Consider the following 15,313-nt stretch of genomic DNA (forward strand, 5'->3'; position numbering starts at 1 on the left):
CCAATTTTTTTGTCAGCTTGCACTACCTATTCGGGGACGGTTTCTCATATCTGCCCCCTCGTATGGAAGGGTAATCAAGAAGGCGAGCCTCCGGCGGCCTTAAGCAGAACAACGTGTTCGGCCCAGGAGCACCGGAGGCTCGCCTGACGTATCGGAGGATCGCGGTAAGAATCAGTCGGTCGTGGCCAACCGCACACTCTCATCTCTGCTCGCCGATTCCAAGGCCGCTTGAACAACGGTAAGCGTGCGCAGCCCCTGCTCCATCGTCACGACGTCGGTTCGCGCACCGAGGACGGAATCGCGGAATGCCTCGTGCTCGACACGGAGCGGCTCACGCTTGGCGAACGCGAAGCGCGTGACGTCACCTTCGGAGACGCCACGGAACGAGGAGACGGACTCCCATTCCAGCGGAATCGTTCCGTTCGCGTAGAACGTCAGATCACCGGTAGAAGTGTCAGCGACGAACGCACCCTTCTCCCCCGTGACGACCGTGACGCGTTCCTTCATCGGGCTCAGCCAGTTGACGATGTTATTCACGATGACGCCGGACTTTGTGCGCCCGGTGATCGTGATCATGTCTTCGTGCTCGCGTCCGCTCTTGAAGGCGGTCTGCGCGAAAACACGCTCGTAATCGCTCTGCACGACCCACGCCGTCAGATCAACATCGTGGGAAGCGAGGTCCTTCGCCACACCGACGTCGGCGATCCGCGACGGGAAGGGTCCCTGACGACGCGTGACGACCTGATACACGGCGCCGAGCTCGCCCGCTTCGATCCTGCGACGAAGCTCCTGCAACGCCGGGTTGAAGCGCTCGATGTGTCCCACCGCGCCGACGAGGCCCGCCTCAGCGAAGGCATCCACCATCCGCTGCCCTGCTTCGAGGGTGTGCGCGATCGGCTTCTCGACGAGCGTGTGCACGCCCGCTGCAGCGAGCTTGAGGGCGGCCTCTTCGTGGAAACGCGTCGGAACCGCGACGACCGCGATATCGATCCCTGCGGCGATCAGCGCATCGATATCCGGCAGGATCTCAAGGTCTCCGGCGACACCGTGCGGATCTCCGCCCGGGTCGGCGATGGCGACGAGATCGACCCCGTCGAGCTCACGCAGCACGCGGGCATGGTGACGCCCCATCATGCCGACGCCCAGGAGCCCTGCGCGCAGAGCCATCAGGCGCCTGCCTTCGCGACGGCGTTGACCGCGGTGACGATGCGCTCGAGGTCGTTCTGGCTGAGCGACGGGTGCACCGGCAACGAGGCGACCTCGCGTGCTGCGCGCTCCGTCTCGGGAAGATCGAGACCGGGTGCGTACGGGGCCAGCGAAGGCAGACGGTGGTTCGGGATCGGGTAATAGACGCCCGCTCCGACGTTGTGCTCACTCTTCAGAGCCGCGACAAAGCCGTCGCGGTCCTCCGGAACACGCACCGTGTACTGGTGGTAGACGTGCACGGCGCCACCGGCGACCGTCGGGACGACCACGCCCTGAAGATTCGCGTCGAGGAACGCGGCGTTCTGCTGACGCGTCTTCGTCCAAGCATCGACCTTCGTCAGCTGCACGCGGCCGATGGCCGCGTGGATATCGGTCATACGGGCGTTGAAGCCGATGATCTCGTTCTCGTACTGACGCTCCATGCCCTGGTTGCGCAGCAGGCGGGCACGACGGGCGACCTCGTCGTTCGCGGCGGTGATCATGCCGCCCTCGCCGCTGGTCATGTTCTTCGTCGGGTAGAGGCTGAACATCGCGAACTCGCCGAACGAGCCGACCGGACGTCCGTCCAGCGCAGCGCCGTGCGCCTGAGCGGCATCCTCGAAGAGCATGACACCGCGTGCCGCGGCCAGGGCTTCGAGCTCGCGCATGCGCGCGGGGTGTCCGTACAGGTGCACGGGCATGATGCCCTTGGTCTTCGGCGTGATGGCCGCGGCCACCGCCTCGGGATCGAGCGTGAATGTCTCGGGCTCGATGTCGACGAAGACCGGAGTAGCACCGGTCAGCGCGACGGAGTTGCCGGTTGCGGCGAAGGTGAACGACGGCACGATGACCTCGTCGCCGGCGCCGACGCCTGCCGCGAGCAGGCCGAGGTGCAGACCGGCCGTACCGGAGTTGACAGCCACCGAGGGGCGCCCCGGGACGAAGTGCTCCGAGAATTCCTTCTCGAACGTCGCGACCTCTGGCCCCTGTGCGACCATCCCGCTTCGAAGCACACGATCGACTGCCTCGCGCTCGTCGTCTCCGATGATCGGCTTTGCCGGGGGAATGAACTCGCTCACACGGTCTCCTTGGTCAGTTTTCCGTCAGTCTCGATGTAACGCGCACCGCTGGTCGGGCACACCCACATTCCATCTGCGTCACCGGCGATCAAAGGCACACCGGATTCGCTCACCCAGCCGATGCGACGCGCGGGGACTCCGGCGACGAGCGCATAAGCAGGGACATCTTTCACAACAACAGCACCGGCTGCGACGGTCGCCCAGGCACCAATCGTGACAGGGGCCACGCAGGTCGCACGCGCGCCGATCGCCGCGCCGCGCTCGATCGTCACACCGACCGGCTCCCAGTCGTGGGCACTCTTCTGCGTTCCATCGGCGTTGATGGCGCGCGGGTAGGTGTCGTTGGTCAAAACCACCGCGGGGCCGATGAAGACTCCATCACCGAGCTGCGCCGGCTCATAGACGAGGGCGTAGTTCTGAACCTTGCAGTTGTCGCCCATCGTGACGCCCGTGCCGATGTAGGCACCGCGGCCAACGATGCAGTTCTTTCCGAGCTGCGCATCTTCACGGACCTGCGCAAGATGCCAGATCGAGGAGCCATCTCCGATGGCCGCGTTCGGGGAAACGTCTGCAGAATCCACGATCCGCACGTTATTCGACTCAGTCACGTTGACCGGCTCCTCTGCACAAGGCTGATGTCTTCATCTGCACAAGGTCATTCTATGTCCAACTGCTTATCGTTCCTGAGCGCGGGCATGGTTTCCGAGCACAGCCGACACTGATCGGTTCGCCACCGATTCAGCGGAGACGTGCGCCCGCGCCCATTCATGTAGTCGCACTGCTTCTGCCCGAGGAGCCTTCCGGAGCTCACCCCGCAAAGCCTCAGCGAAAGCTTCTGTGTCATAAGCAACCCCTGCACCGAGATCTTCGTCTTCAATCAGGCTGCGCACGGGATCAGGCCCGGCATACACGACCGGCGTCCCCACAGCGATCGAGGCGTAGATCTTGGTGGGGACCGCGAAATCATATCCCTGCCCTGGAGCCAGTGTGGCGATACTCACTCGCGCAGATCGGAGCCACTCCGCTGCCTTCTCCGCGCTGACCGGCGGAGAGAACTGGATGCGCTCGGCCAACTGGTTGCGCTCCGCGATCTCTTGCAGAGCCAGCCAGGAAGAGCCCTGCCCGACGAATGCCGCGGTCAGCATAGGATCCGTCTTCAGCGCGCGGACCACTCCTTCCATCGCCACCTCCGCACCATGCCACTCGCTGGCGGTCCCGACGTAGACGATATCCGCGGGCTTCTCGCTAGCGGATCCCTCCGGGCAGAAGGTCTCGAGGTCCACGCCGTGTCCGACGACCACAGTCGCCACTCCCGGGGCCAGTGCCTGTACACGGTCGCTGACGCCTTCGCTGACGGCGAGAACTTGCGCCGCTCCTCTCAACGCCCATGTCTCGAGCATGCGCACTGCAGCAAGGATGAAGGAGGGCGCGCCCGTCGCGGACGAGGCGTCCGACCAGATGTCTGCTGCGTAATAGACGTAGGGCGTGCGCCGCAGGAATGCGGCGACGCGCACCACGACGCCTGAGGTGGGCGGGGGCTCACAGATGTAAACGTCCGCACCAGGGCCGAAGAGGACTCGGAAGAACATCGGAACATCGAAGCTGAGATATTGCAGGTACCCGCGAATGTATCCCGACTTATCCCGCAGCGCTGGCAGCCGTTTGATAGTCGTCCCGTCCTCGTCCGGGGTCGACACAGCACGAGGTCCCGGCGTGGTCGTCACAACGCGAACCTGCGATTCTGCGCGAACGAAAGCTCGCACCAAGGCGAGCAGGCGAAGAGAGGCAGCCGAGGGTTCAGGAGCGAAGATCCGAGAGATAACGGTAACTCGAACACGTCGCCCCCCGCTGATAGAGGCCCGTGGTTTCGTTCGCATGACGCTCCTTCTCTGACACGAACCTTAAGTATGTTCGCTGGTCCTGTGGCACGCTCACATAGTGCACGCCTCACACCTGACACAATGGAAGCATGTCTCCGAGCGTTCCTGCGCCTGCTACTCCTGATCCGAACACCTGGATCGTCATCCCGCTGTATAATGAGGAATCTGTCGTCGGTGGGGTCGTCGAAGAATTGCTTCAGCAATTCGCCAACGTCGTCTGCGTCGATGACGGCTCTCGCGATGCATCGGCTGATGTCGCCAGAGCCGCAGGGGCGCTCGTCGTTCAGCACCCGGTCAATCTCGGTCAGGGCGCCGCACTGCAGACCGGAATCACATTCGCACTCGCGCACGAGAGCTGCGAGTTCATCATCACATTCGACGCCGACGGCCAGCACCGCATCGAGGATGCACTCGATATGCTCGCGCGCGCACGAAAAGAGGATCTCGCCATCGTCTTCGGTTCACGCTTCCTGGACGATCGGACGAATCCAGGCTGGATCAAACGCGTGATCCTCAAAACAGCAGTCTGGGTCTCCAACATGACGACCGGGATGAAGCTCACTGATGCTCATAACGGTCTGCGCTTAATCCGCCGTGATGCTGCGTCCCAGATCTACCTCAAGCAAGATCGCATGGCGCATGCGACGGAGATCGTTCTCGAACTCGGTCGAACCGGGTTGCCGTGGTCGGAGCATCCTGTCGAGCTCCTTTACACCGATTACTCAAAGGCAAAGGGGCAGAGTGTCCTCAATGCCGTCAACATCCTCGTCGACCTGGTGGTGAAGTAAGCATGTGGATTCAACTGCTTCTGATCGTTGCGTTCATTGCTCTCGCGATCATCATGATGAAGCGCACAGGTGCAGATAGCCACCTAGCCATCAAACGGATATTCCTCGGTCTGTTCGTCATCGCAGCTGTCCTGTCTGTGCTCTTCCCGCAGTGGCTCTCCTGGGTGGCGAACCTCGTCGGTGTCGGCCGCGGAACAGACCTCGTTCTCTATGGTCTCGTCCTCGTCTTCCTCCTCTTCGTGTACACCCAGTACCGCCGCAACCTGGCCCAGCAGAGACAGCTGACGATGCTGGCAAGGAAGATCGCACTACTGGAAGCCATGGCCGAGGAACAAGCCGAGCACACCCGTGAATAATGGGGTTACGGCAGTCAATCGCAGCCTGTGACCTCGTAGAGAGTCGCTTCTCCGACACGCTCAATCTCCATGAGGACGGTCGATGTGTCGAGCCCATGAAGCCCGCTATACGTCGAATAATGGTTCTCAAACAGCACCCGATCGCCCAGATCGACAGCGTGAGTGACCCCGAGACGCCCGATTGCATCGCACATCGCGTATCCCCCGACTGACAATTCTCGTGCCAAGAGCGCCGCGTCCTCTCCATAGCGACCATTCACATGGGGGAAGACAACATCATGTCCGGTATAGGCGTAAAGCAGACCTGCTCCGGTCAAGGGATCACCGATGACAAGTGCGTCTTCGTTGAGGATCTCTTCCATGCGCCCGAAAAGCTCTGCTTCTTCAGGCGATAGGCCCTGAGAATCGACGCTGAAACGGAAACTAACATTGCGCATGAAACGTAGGTCATTCAGCATCGCGACGAGATGCGTACTACCGAGGGCTGCAACGACGACGCACATGACCATGCTGATAACTCGAGACGAGCGTTTCCTACTCCACAGACTTTGAATCCATCCCGCAACCATCGCCGCGCCAAGCGCTGCGAGCGGCAGACCAAGGATCGCAAGCAACGCACCGACCCGGGTCGTATCGTCGTACCAGACGCCGACGAAGAAGCTGCGGATGCCCAGTGCCGGCAGCCAAGCCGATACGAGGAAGAAGCCGACGCTGACGGCGTACATCGCCAGAATCCACCAGCGTCGTGCTCGAACGACGTAAACCATCCCGATCATGGCGAGTGGGCCCAGCAGGAAACCTGTTGCGCGTCCGACCGGGCTGAGGAACAGAGCTTCACCCGCCGCCTGCCCGAAGGTCATCGATGGAAGCCACTCATTAGTCGTGACGTTCATCTTGTACCAGATGACCGCGAACGCCAGAAGACCGACTGCTGTCAGCCCCCAAGTCAGAGTCTGCTTCGCTGGGCTCAGCTGCGCGGCTAGCCTTTTGATTCGCCACAGCGCATACGGCACGAGTAGAGCCAGGCCTGCCAGCAGCGCTGATGGATGGGCCGCCGCAGTCGCAGCTACCGCGGCGAACGCCGCGAGCACCCTCAAGATCCGCTCTCTTGAGGGGATCCTCGGTTCTGCAGCGAGAATGACCAAGGCCAGGAACAGAGGAAGGAGAAGCGTGCCCAGCAGGTTCGGGTAGAGAACCCCCCAATTCAGGAACCCTAGGGGAAACACGCTGAACCCGAAGGCGACGAGCGGTGCCCAGGCGGCCGCTTTCGGCTGTTTCGGAAACAAGACCGTGGTGAACGAAACCAGTGAGACCGGCCACAGAAGCCCGATGGCCGCGATCGTGACGACATTCGTCGCAGCCACGATGCTTCCCCCGGCGGCCGGAACCACCAGAGAGACGATGGCATGCCACAGCGTCGGGTAGAGCGACGATGCAGCTCCGGGCACAACCATGGTCATGTGAAGCGGGGATGCATCGCCCGTCTGCTCGATGAACTCGACGGCGTTCAAGTGGAACAGAGCGTCGAACAGCTGGGAAGGATGCGCCGGATCCACGATTCCCAAGACAAGCACGATCGCCCAGAGAACTCCCGCGACGATGGTCGTCGTCCACACGGGCCAGCTACGGGATCCCTGTGCGGGTATGCCCTCGTCGCGTCCCCCGAGGAAACGCACGGAGAACGCAATACCTGTGACGATAATGGCGGTGATCGCAATCGGCACCCATGACCAGGCGAGGCCGATGAGGGGAGCCAATACGGTCGCTACAGCGACGATTGCCGTGGACAGCGCCACGGCAAGACCGAGCCGAAGGACACCTCGCAGACGGAACGCGAATGCCGCGGGAAGTCCAGGCAGGATGAGGACGGCGAGGGCGACGATGAGCGCAGGTGCTTGCTCCGCCCACGCCGCGATCATTTGTCCACCAATGAGATCGCGCCCTCGATCTCACCGTCGTAGATGAGGTTGCCCTTGTTGATCACTACGCCGCGCACGCAGAGTTCGCGGACCATCTCCATGTCGTGAGTCACGACCACCAGCGTCTTGCCCTGACCGATGAGCTCTTCGAACTTCAACCGGCACTTCTCCCGGAACGGAGCATCGCCGACTGAGAGGATCTCGTCGACCAGCAGCACGTCAAGCTCGACGTGGATCGCGACCGAGAACGCCAGTCGCATGAACATACCAGACGAGTAGTGCTTGACCTCCTGGTCGATGAACTCCTCGATCTCGCTGAATGCAACGATCTCGTCGTAGCGGGCCTCGATCTCGTGCTTCTTCATGCCGAGGATCGCGGCGTTGAGGAAAACGTTCTCGCGGCCGGTCAGCTCGGGGTGGAATCCTGCGCCGACCTCGATGAGCCCAGCGACGCGGCCGCGCGTGAGCACCTGGCCCTCATCGGGCTCCATGACGCCGGACACCAGCTTGAGCAGCGTCGATTTGCCGGAACCGTTGAGCCCGAGGATCGCGACGGACTCCCCCTCGCCGATCACCATGTCGACACCCTTCAGGGCTTCGAACTCACTGGTCAACTTGCGGCGCTTGATCCACGAGACGACGGTGTCCTTCAAGGAGAACGCGTGGTTCAGCGTGAACCGCTTCTTCACACCATCGATGATGATGCTCGGACGAGCAGTTGTGATCTGATCACTCATAGGTCTTGCGCGAACCTTCCTTCGAGGCGACGGAACACGAGCTGTCCGATCACGAGCGTGGTCACGGCGATCAGGAAAGTCCAGAGAGTGTTCCACCCGAGGCCCGGGGGAATCGCCATCATCGCGAAGCCCTCATACCCGGCGCCGGAGACCAGGCTCTCGGTCGCCGGCCGCCAGAACGCGAAGTGGAACAGTTCGACGCCCTGGGTGATCGGGTTGAGCATGTAGATCTCCACCAGCCAGGATGTCCAGTGGAGCTTGTCGACCACGGCTTCCTGCACCATGGTCCACGAATAGAGCACTGGCGACGCCCAGGTGGCGAGAAGCAGAAGCAGCTCGACGATGTTCTCGGCATCGCGGTAGCGCACGTTCACAGCACCGAAGAAGAGTCCGAGTCCGAGAGCGAAGACCAGGACGATCACCACCGCTGCGAAGATCGCGAGGATCGACAGCACAGAGATGTGCATAGCCCAACCCATCAGCAGCCCTACGAGCAGGAGTAGACCGACCTGCGGAAGGAAGTGGACGAACGCCACAATCACGGCCGAGACGCCGAAGAGCTGGCGCGGCAGGAAGACCTTGCGAACCAGCGCCGCGTTGCCGACGATCGACGTCGTCGCGTTCTTGAAAGCCTCGGAGAACAGGTTGATGACCACGATGCCGGAGAACAGGTACACCGCGTAGTTCGGGATGTTCCGGTCGAGGTTCATGAAGATGCCGAGAACGACCCAGAACACGACGAACTGTGCTGCGGGTCGCACGTACGACCAGGTCCAGCCCAGGACCGAGTTACGGTACCGGGTGGTCACTCCGGTTCGAACCAGCAGGCTCAGCAGATAGCGCCAGCGCACGACATCGACCAGCCCCCGGCTCTTGCCGGGGTTGTCGAAGTCGGAACGCGGGACGATGGCGAAAAGATCTCGGGTATCAGTCACGGGCCCACTCACTCAACAGGCGGCAGTATTCGATGCCACCGGGAACCTCAGTAGCTTATTGCACGAACATGGACGAGGCTTACTATCACCTGTACCCCGCGGGGTCACTCCTCGATCCACGAACTATCGCAACTGGGACACACTATTCCAACCGCTCCCAACTTCCAGTGCCCCCAGCCAGGCGCCCGTTCCGTCTCCTCGATACAGCTTGAGCGCTCCCGTTGACGTGCGCGCAAGCACGTCAACGTGACCATCGCCGTTGAAGTCACCCGGGCTCGTGACCGCGGTGAAATCCTGCCAGCCCCAGCCGACATCACGAGATCCGGCCCAGCTACCATTCCCGCTCATCGAGTAGAGCCGCAATGTTCCATTCTTCATGCGCGCCAGGATGTCCGGAGTTCCGTTGCGATCGAAGTCTCCCGTGTAAAAAGCATCCGTCACGATATCCCAGCCCCATCCGATCACGGGTCTGCTCGCGAGCCAACCGCCCGCGTTGTCACCCGCGTACAGAATCAGTTCGCCGACACCGTTGCGCGCGATGACGTCGTTAAATCCATCACCATTGAAGTCGAATCCAGTCAAGAAGATATCAACGACGTCCCACCCATGTCCGATCTGCTTCTGCTCGCCGAAACCACCTGCGCCATTTCCAAGGAGTAGATAGAAATCGCCAGAATCAGTGATTCGTCCGATGTCACGGACACCGTCTCCGTTAAAATCTCCTAGTGAAAGAAGCTGATCCGTCGGCGACCAGCTCGAGCTGATCTTTACCGTTCCAGCAAATCGTCCGGTTCCAGTCCCACGGTAGTTACGTAGCTCATTGCCGAACACAGCGAGAACGTCACGTGCGCCATCATTATCGATATCACCGACACCGGCCGTTGGAACCCGTGCAGCACCAGCGACCGCGCCCGCCCCACTGGCAGAGCTCATCTGATGCCAGCCGGAGCCAACGGTGCTCCCCGTAGAAACACGGCCATCGCCCTGACCTATGTAGCTCGTGAGCGTCCCAGCCGCGTTGCTGGCGAGAATGTCGGGGATGCCGTCGCCAGAGAAGTCGCCTGGCACGAAAATCTTATCCATGACCTGCCAGCCGTGGCCGGCTTTGACCGTCCCAGAAAGCCAACCGCCCTTTCCATCACCTCGATAGACGACGAGAGAGCCATCTGCCCAACGGGCAACGAGGTCGATCTTGCCGTCACGTGTCATGTCGTATCCGCCAATGAGCCGGTCAGTTACATTCCAACCCGAGCCGATGACTTTCCCAGGCGCGAAGGTTCCAGATTCGAGTCCGCGCCACAGCAACAGCTCTCCTGCTGCGTTCGTCGTGAAAACATCAGGCAACCCGTCACCATCAAAGTCACCCGCCGGTGTTATCTCAACGGCATTTTGCCATGCACTCGTCAGCAATCGTGGCGCGCCGAAAGTGATTCCGCCAGTTCCCGGGATGAGCCATGCACGACCATCTGCAGCGATACCGATAAGGTCTCGGTGGCCTTTGCCCAAGAGATTCCCCACAGAGAACACCTGACGATATCCAGTCAGGCCAGACGCGATCTTGACCTGTTCCCCCCACACTCCCTTTGCAAACGGATAAGCCCAGACGACGCCTGCGGTGTCCAGTCCGATCACGAAGGAGGCTGAATCCACCGAACCAAGCGCCGGCCCGGGAGCCTTCGTCGCCTGCGTCGACCCGAACCAGTCGGTGAAGTAGTTGTAGAAGTTGCGGTTGCCGTAGCTCGCGCAACTGTTACCCTCGCCGTAGCCGGCAGCCAGGGCCGAGGCATTGGGCTGGTAGGGCGTGTAGTAGTACATGGCCTCGGTGGCCTTGTTCGCGATGTAGACGGCACCGGTGCCGCAGCGTACGCGGTCGGGGTGGTACTGGATCTGCCAGGTCTGACCGGCCTTGTACCACTGGAACCACTTGCCCTCGAGGTAGATCTGCATTTGACGCGCGGCGCCGTAGACCTGGGCGAAGAATCCGGCGTATGCAACGTCGCACGGTGCGGTATCGGGGCAGGCCTGGCCCATGGCGGCGTTGTAGCGCCAGTCGCTCGGCCAGGTGTGCGTGACGAGGCCCTGCTCCTTCTGGAGCATGGTGATGAGAACCTGCGGGTTCATGTTGCACGACTGCGCGACCTTGTAGATGATGCGTGCCGCTGTCTCGCCCGAGGACGCCGCATATCCGCTGCAGTAGGCGTCGGCGGACTTCTTCTGCGTCGGCGCCTTGAGGTCCTTCAGGCAGACGTATCCCGACTGGCAGCGCGAGACCTTCGAGTTCAGGAAGGTCTGGATCTGCGCCTCGGTCATCGTGCTCTTGTTCGTGAACACGGCGTCGCTGATGATGTTGCCGGGCGTGAACCCGACCAACGAGGTCTTCACGACGCCGGTCTTGGTCAGATCGGCGAGAGCGCGGGGAGAAGAGGCCGACGTGCTGGAGGAGGCCGAAGCCGTAGCCACCGAGACCGGTGCCACTGTGCCGACGACGAGGGCCGTCGCGGCGACAAGGACAGTGAGGAGTCGGGCGATCCTGGGCACGTTTCGAGAGCGTGGGGCACGTCGAGACATGTGACTAGTGTGACGGAAGTCGCGTCATGATGCCACTGAGCCCGCAGAAACGACAGAGATCTCCGGCGTGTCGCCCTGATTCCCTGTGTCAGAGGTCCGCGTGCAGAGACCAGACCCGTTCCGCGGAACTCGCCCAGGAGAACGCCCGTGCGCGGTCGCCGGCCAGCACCGACAGTCGCTTCGATCCGGCGCCGACGGCTTCGGCCACGGCATCCGCCAGCACCTCGGATGCCACGAGAGAACCGCCCTCGGCGATCACGTCCCGGTGTACACCGCTGTCTACCGCGACGATCGGAACGCCCAGTGCCATGGCCTCCATCGCCCGCCACGGCCAGACGCCGGCAGGGTTCGTCGCGACGAACGCCGACGCACCGGCGAGCACGGCGGCGCGATCGGCGCTGTGCAGCGCACCCCGGATGTGCGCCCGTCGCTCGGCGAGACCGGCTGCTGCCGCCATTTCGGCCAGGCGCGGCTCGGCGCCCTCCGCGGCATCGAGGACGACGACATCCGTATCGGCGGCCGCGGCGGCGCGGAATCCCTGCTCGAGATCGCCGAAGGAGCCGGCGAGCACGAGGTACTCCGCCGGCAGCGTGTGCTCTTCACGGCGCGCAGCCGCGTCGTCCGGCGCTGAGAAGCCCTCGGGAGGCGCCCCGGCGATCACCCGCACGCGATCGCCGAGGCGTGCGATCTCCGATAGCCGCGCCGCCATGGCGTGCGTGGGGACGACCACCGCATCCGCATGCCGGACAGCACGACGCAGCATGCCCCGGTGCCACGCGGCGGTCGATTTAGGCAGGGTGGACGGTGCATCCCACGGGCTCAGATCCCACAGCGTCACCGCGACCTGATCGTCGTTGTGCAACCGGTCGTGCTTGACCAACGGGGCCATCATGGACGGAGCGTGGATCAGCCCGCCGCCGACGCCCGGCGCGAGCCCGAGCTGCCACGATGCGGCGAGTTCGCGCCGCGCGAGTCCGAGCGTGCGGGTGCCGGTGAGGCCGGCGATGCCCGCGCTGCCGCCGGCGGGGAGGATCGCCTCGACCGAGCACCCCGATGGCGCCGTCTGCACGAGTCCCGCGGCCAGATCCAGCGCCGCGCCGGCCTGATCGGCGTCGACGATCTGCGCGACCTGATCGAGGACGACGCGCAAGATGACACTCATATCGAAAGAATAACCGCGATGTGCGTCAAACCCCGGGATGCTGTCCACATGCTTGAATGCTCAGGTGAGTGACGGACGACTTCCCGTACAACGGCGCTGGGTGAAACGGGTCATCGCGGCGGTGATCGCGTTCCTCGTGCTGGCGATCGGCTGGGTCGTGATCCGCGGCGTGGGCGCGGTCAGCGAGCTTCAGAACGCCAAGAGCGCGGCTTCGCAGATGCGCGATGCGCTCGGCGAGGGCAACATCGAACGCGCCGAACGAATCGCCCCGCGCATCGCCGCGCATGCGGCGACCGCGCACGATCTCACGGATGACCTCATCTGGCGCGGATTCGAGTTCGTGCCCTGGCTCGGGGCGAACTTCACCGCTGTGCGAGAGGTGGCAGCCATCACCGACAGCGTCGCATCGGATGCCGTCGCCCCCGTGCTCGAGATCGCCGCCGACCTCGATCTCGGCGATCTCGGATTCGCCGGAGGGGTCGTCGATCTCGCCCCCTTCGCCGAGGTGGAGGCCCCGCTCGCCTCGGCCAGCGCCGCTCTCTCCGCCGCCGAGGTGCGCGCGCAGCAGATCGATGCGGACGCCACACTGCCGCCCCTGGCCGGGGCCGTCGGCGAGATGCGCGACGTCGTCACCGAGGCCTCGACCATGATCGGCGCGCTCCACGGCGCATCCGTACTCCTGCCCTCCATGCTCGGCGGCGAGGGGCCGCGCAACTATGTGATCGCGATGCAGAACAACGCCGAGCTGCGCTCCAACGGCGGAATCATCGGATCACTCGCACTCATCCGGGCCGAGAACGGGCACCTCCGCATCATCCGTCAGGCGTCGACGCGCGACTTCCCCACTCTGAGCGAGCCACTGCCGCTCAGCGAATCGACGGTCGCGCTGTTCGAGGACCGTCCGGGCCGCTACATGCAGAACATCACGAGCATCCCCGATTTCGCCGAGGCCGGTGAGACCCTGGCCCTGCGCTGGCAGGAGCGCTTCGGCGAGACCGTCGACGGCGTCATCGCCGTCGACGCTGTCGTCACCACCCATCTGCTGGATGCGACCGGCCCGATGGGCTTCGGGCCGTTCAGCGTCGATGCCGAGAACGTGCTCGAGGTGCTGCTCTCCGAGATCTATGCGGCCGTCCCCGACCCGGCCCAGCAGGACGCCCTGTTCGCCCAGGCCGCGAACGGCCTGTTCGCCGCCGCATTGGGAACCGCCGAGCCGCAGAAACTGCTGGTCTCGCTCGCCGCGGCGGCCGAGGAGAACCGCATCCGGATCTGGAGCGCGCACGAGGACGAGGAGGAGCTGCTCGCCGCGTCGAGCCTGGGCGGCTCGCTCCCCCGCGATGGTGAGCAGGCGACATACGTCGGCGTGCTCCTCAACGATGCCACCGGCGGGAAGATGGATTTCTACACGACCGCCGACATCGAGACGTCCGTCGGCATCTGCGAGGGCGAGCCGACGACGCAGGTGCGGGTCACATGGACCAACAATGCTCCATCGGATGCCGCGGAGACGCTCCCGGCGTACGTGACGGCGGATGGCGCCTACGACGTGCCTGCCGGAAGTGTGCGAACGCTCATCGCCGTCTACGGCCCCGAGGGGGCGACGGTGCGCTCCACCGCGCGAGACGGCGTCGACGCGGGCGTCCAGACGGCGCTGCTCGGCTCCCGCAGCGCCGTCCAGCACGACGTGACGCTCGCGCCGGGGGAATCGACCATGGTCACCGTCTCCTTCGTCGGAACGGGCGCCGGCGAGCGGCTCACGCAGGTGCAGCACACCCCTATGATCACGACTCCGGACACGACACGCGCGGGGATCACCTGCGAGTAGTGACAAACATCCTATGGATGAGCTAGTCTCATCATCACTGGGGAATACCGGGTCCTTTTCATACTGCCGTGGGGGCAGGGAGGACCCACATGATCGAACGCAGGGGTGTGTTCGAGCATGATTCCGCGTGCATCTCTCTGGGGAGAAACATGCTGAAGAAACTGGCTGTCATCAGCCTGACCGCTGGCGCGCTCGTGCTCTCTGCACCGGCCGTCGCAACTGCTGCGCCGTCCGGCATCACGCCGGCAGCCGATGCCTATACCGAGCCTCCGCGCGTGACCGTCGACGATCCGGTGATCCGGCTCTGCGAGGTCTCGACGATCGTGTTCGGCAGCGGCTACTTCCTGCCCGGTGAGAACGTGGCTGTCGGTGTATCCGGCAAGAACGCCGCAGCCTCGTCGTTCTCGGGCAACGTCGCGAACGCCGATGGTGGGCTCGTGCTCTCCTTCCGCGCGCCTGCAGACGGAGAGGGCGCCTACTCGGTCGCCTTCACGGGTTCTCGCTCGTACACGGCCTTGATCACCGTGTCGAGCGGACGTGACGCGGTCTCGAGCTGCAATCACGATCCCGGAACCGCGCCCGCCGGCACGGAGCGTCCGCTGACCGATGGACCGATGGAACTCGCCCTCACGGGCGGCGGCGTCTCGCCGTGGGCTCTCGGGGGCGGCGCACTCGCCCTCGCGGCCGGCGGAGTTCTCGTCGCGGCAGGAGCCTCGCGCCGCAAGCGCGCCGAGGTCTGATCACCGCAGAAGCGGTGATCGAACGCCGGGCGGCGACGGTCCCTCCCCCTCCGACCTGTCGTCGTCCGGTGCATCCGGTACGTACCCGGAAGGCCCACTGTGCCCCATCGTGAGAACACGATGACGCGCAGTGGGCCCT

Annotated in this window: 13 protein-coding genes; 4 read left to right on the top strand and 9 right to left on the bottom strand. The window is 63.6% G+C overall.

The genetic code is table 11. The annotated features are described in order from the left end of the window. Positions 1–171: 171 nt before the first annotated feature. The 4 genes from ACWAUG_RS00990 to ACWAUG_RS01005 form a co-directional block, all read right to left on the bottom strand. Positions 172–1,170 carry a Gfo/Idh/MocA family oxidoreductase gene (locus ACWAUG_RS00990; protein ID WP_460800711.1) on the bottom strand — a complete coding sequence of 333 codons (999 nt, stop codon included), beginning with the start codon at positions 1,168–1,170 and terminating at the stop codon, positions 172–174. Then, positions 1,167–2,264 (bottom strand): DegT/DnrJ/EryC1/StrS family aminotransferase, encoded by a 1,098-nt coding sequence (locus tag ACWAUG_RS00995; protein WP_460800590.1) that lies wholly within the window; start codon positions 2,262–2,264, stop codon positions 1,167–1,169. Before ACWAUG_RS00995 ends, ACWAUG_RS00990 begins: the two co-directional genes overlap by 4 nt. After that, positions 2,261–2,854, bottom strand: a complete 594-nt coding sequence (locus tag ACWAUG_RS01000) for an acyltransferase (RefSeq protein WP_460800712.1) — start codon at positions 2,852–2,854, stop codon at positions 2,261–2,263. Before ACWAUG_RS01000 ends, ACWAUG_RS00995 begins: the two co-directional genes overlap by 4 nt. Before the next feature lie 84 nt (positions 2,855–2,938). Further along, positions 2,939–4,141 carry a glycosyltransferase family 4 protein gene (locus ACWAUG_RS01005; RefSeq protein ID WP_460800592.1) on the bottom strand — a complete coding sequence of 401 codons (1,203 nt, stop codon included), beginning with the start codon at positions 4,139–4,141 and terminating at the stop codon, positions 2,939–2,941. A gap of 92 nt (positions 4,142–4,233) precedes the next feature. On the opposite strand from ACWAUG_RS01005, the gene ACWAUG_RS01010 reads away from it, so the two are divergent. Then, complete coding sequence (locus ACWAUG_RS01010) at positions 4,234–4,932, top strand: glycosyltransferase family 2 protein (RefSeq protein WP_460800593.1); 699 nt, start codon at positions 4,234–4,236, stop codon at positions 4,930–4,932. A gap of 2 nt (positions 4,933–4,934) precedes the next feature. Further along, complete coding sequence (locus ACWAUG_RS01015; protein WP_460800595.1) at positions 4,935–5,288, top strand: DUF2304 family protein; 354 nt, start codon at positions 4,935–4,937, stop codon at positions 5,286–5,288. 14 nt (positions 5,289–5,302) lie between these two features. Here ACWAUG_RS01015 and ACWAUG_RS01020 read toward each other — a convergent pair whose 3' ends face one another. From ACWAUG_RS01020 to ACWAUG_RS01040, 5 genes are all read right to left on the bottom strand, one after another. Next, a complete protein-coding gene (locus ACWAUG_RS01020) occupies positions 5,303–7,207 on the bottom strand; it encodes a DUF6541 family protein (RefSeq protein WP_460800597.1) in 1,905 nt (634 codons plus the stop codon). After that, positions 7,204–7,944, bottom strand: a complete 741-nt coding sequence (locus ACWAUG_RS01025; protein ID WP_460800599.1) for an ABC transporter ATP-binding protein — start codon at positions 7,942–7,944, stop codon at positions 7,204–7,206. Before ACWAUG_RS01025 ends, ACWAUG_RS01020 begins: the two co-directional genes overlap by 4 nt. Then, on the bottom strand, positions 7,941–8,879 hold the full coding sequence (locus tag ACWAUG_RS01030) for an ABC transporter permease (RefSeq protein WP_460800601.1): 939 nt from the start codon (positions 8,877–8,879) through the stop codon (positions 7,941–7,943). Before ACWAUG_RS01030 ends, ACWAUG_RS01025 begins: the two co-directional genes overlap by 4 nt. A gap of 123 nt (positions 8,880–9,002) precedes the next feature. Further along, the gene (locus ACWAUG_RS01035) at positions 9,003–11,417 is read right to left on the bottom strand and encodes an FG-GAP repeat domain-containing protein (RefSeq protein WP_460800603.1); all 2,415 of its coding nucleotides are present in this window, start codon (positions 11,415–11,417) and stop codon (positions 9,003–9,005) included. Positions 11,418–11,535: 118 nt separating this feature from the next. After that, positions 11,536–12,609: a glycosyltransferase gene (locus ACWAUG_RS01040; RefSeq protein WP_460800604.1), complete on the bottom strand. Its 1,074-nt coding sequence runs from the start codon at positions 12,607–12,609 to the stop codon at positions 11,536–11,538. Positions 12,610–12,673: 64 nt separating this feature from the next. Between ACWAUG_RS01040 and ACWAUG_RS01045 the strand changes: the two genes are divergently transcribed. Next, on the top strand, positions 12,674–14,434 hold the full coding sequence (locus ACWAUG_RS01045; protein WP_460800606.1) for a DUF4012 domain-containing protein: 1,761 nt from the start codon (positions 12,674–12,676) through the stop codon (positions 14,432–14,434). 149 nt (positions 14,435–14,583) lie between these two features. Next, a complete protein-coding gene (locus ACWAUG_RS01050) occupies positions 14,584–15,174 on the top strand; it encodes a hypothetical protein (RefSeq protein WP_298036737.1) in 591 nt (196 codons plus the stop codon). Positions 15,175–15,313: the final 139 nt, after the last annotated feature.

This window comes from Microbacterium sp. GXF6406, assembly GCF_054798215.1.

Bases quoted from the DNA above. Each gene is read 5' to 3' on its own strand.
- ACWAUG_RS01025 (WP_460800599.1), bottom strand. From the start codon at position 7,944: ATGAGTGATCAGATCACAACTGCTCGTCCGAGCATCATCATCGATGGT.
- ACWAUG_RS01015 (WP_460800595.1), top strand. From the start codon at position 4,935: ATGTGGATTCAACTGCTTCTGATCGTTGCGTTCATTGCTCTCGCGATC.
- ACWAUG_RS01020 (WP_460800597.1), bottom strand. From the start codon at position 7,207: ATGATCGCGGCGTGGGCGGAGCAAGCACCTGCGCTCATCGTCGCCCTC.
- ACWAUG_RS01005 (WP_460800592.1), bottom strand. From the start codon at position 4,141: ATGCGAACGAAACCACGGGCCTCTATCAGCGGGGGGCGACGTGTTCGA.
- ACWAUG_RS01010 (WP_460800593.1), top strand. From the start codon at position 4,234: ATGTCTCCGAGCGTTCCTGCGCCTGCTACTCCTGATCCGAACACCTGG.
- ACWAUG_RS01050 (WP_298036737.1), top strand. From the start codon at position 14,584: ATGCTGAAGAAACTGGCTGTCATCAGCCTGACCGCTGGCGCGCTCGTG.
- ACWAUG_RS01040 (WP_460800604.1), bottom strand. From the start codon at position 12,609: ATGAGTGTCATCTTGCGCGTCGTCCTCGATCAGGTCGCGCAGATCGTC.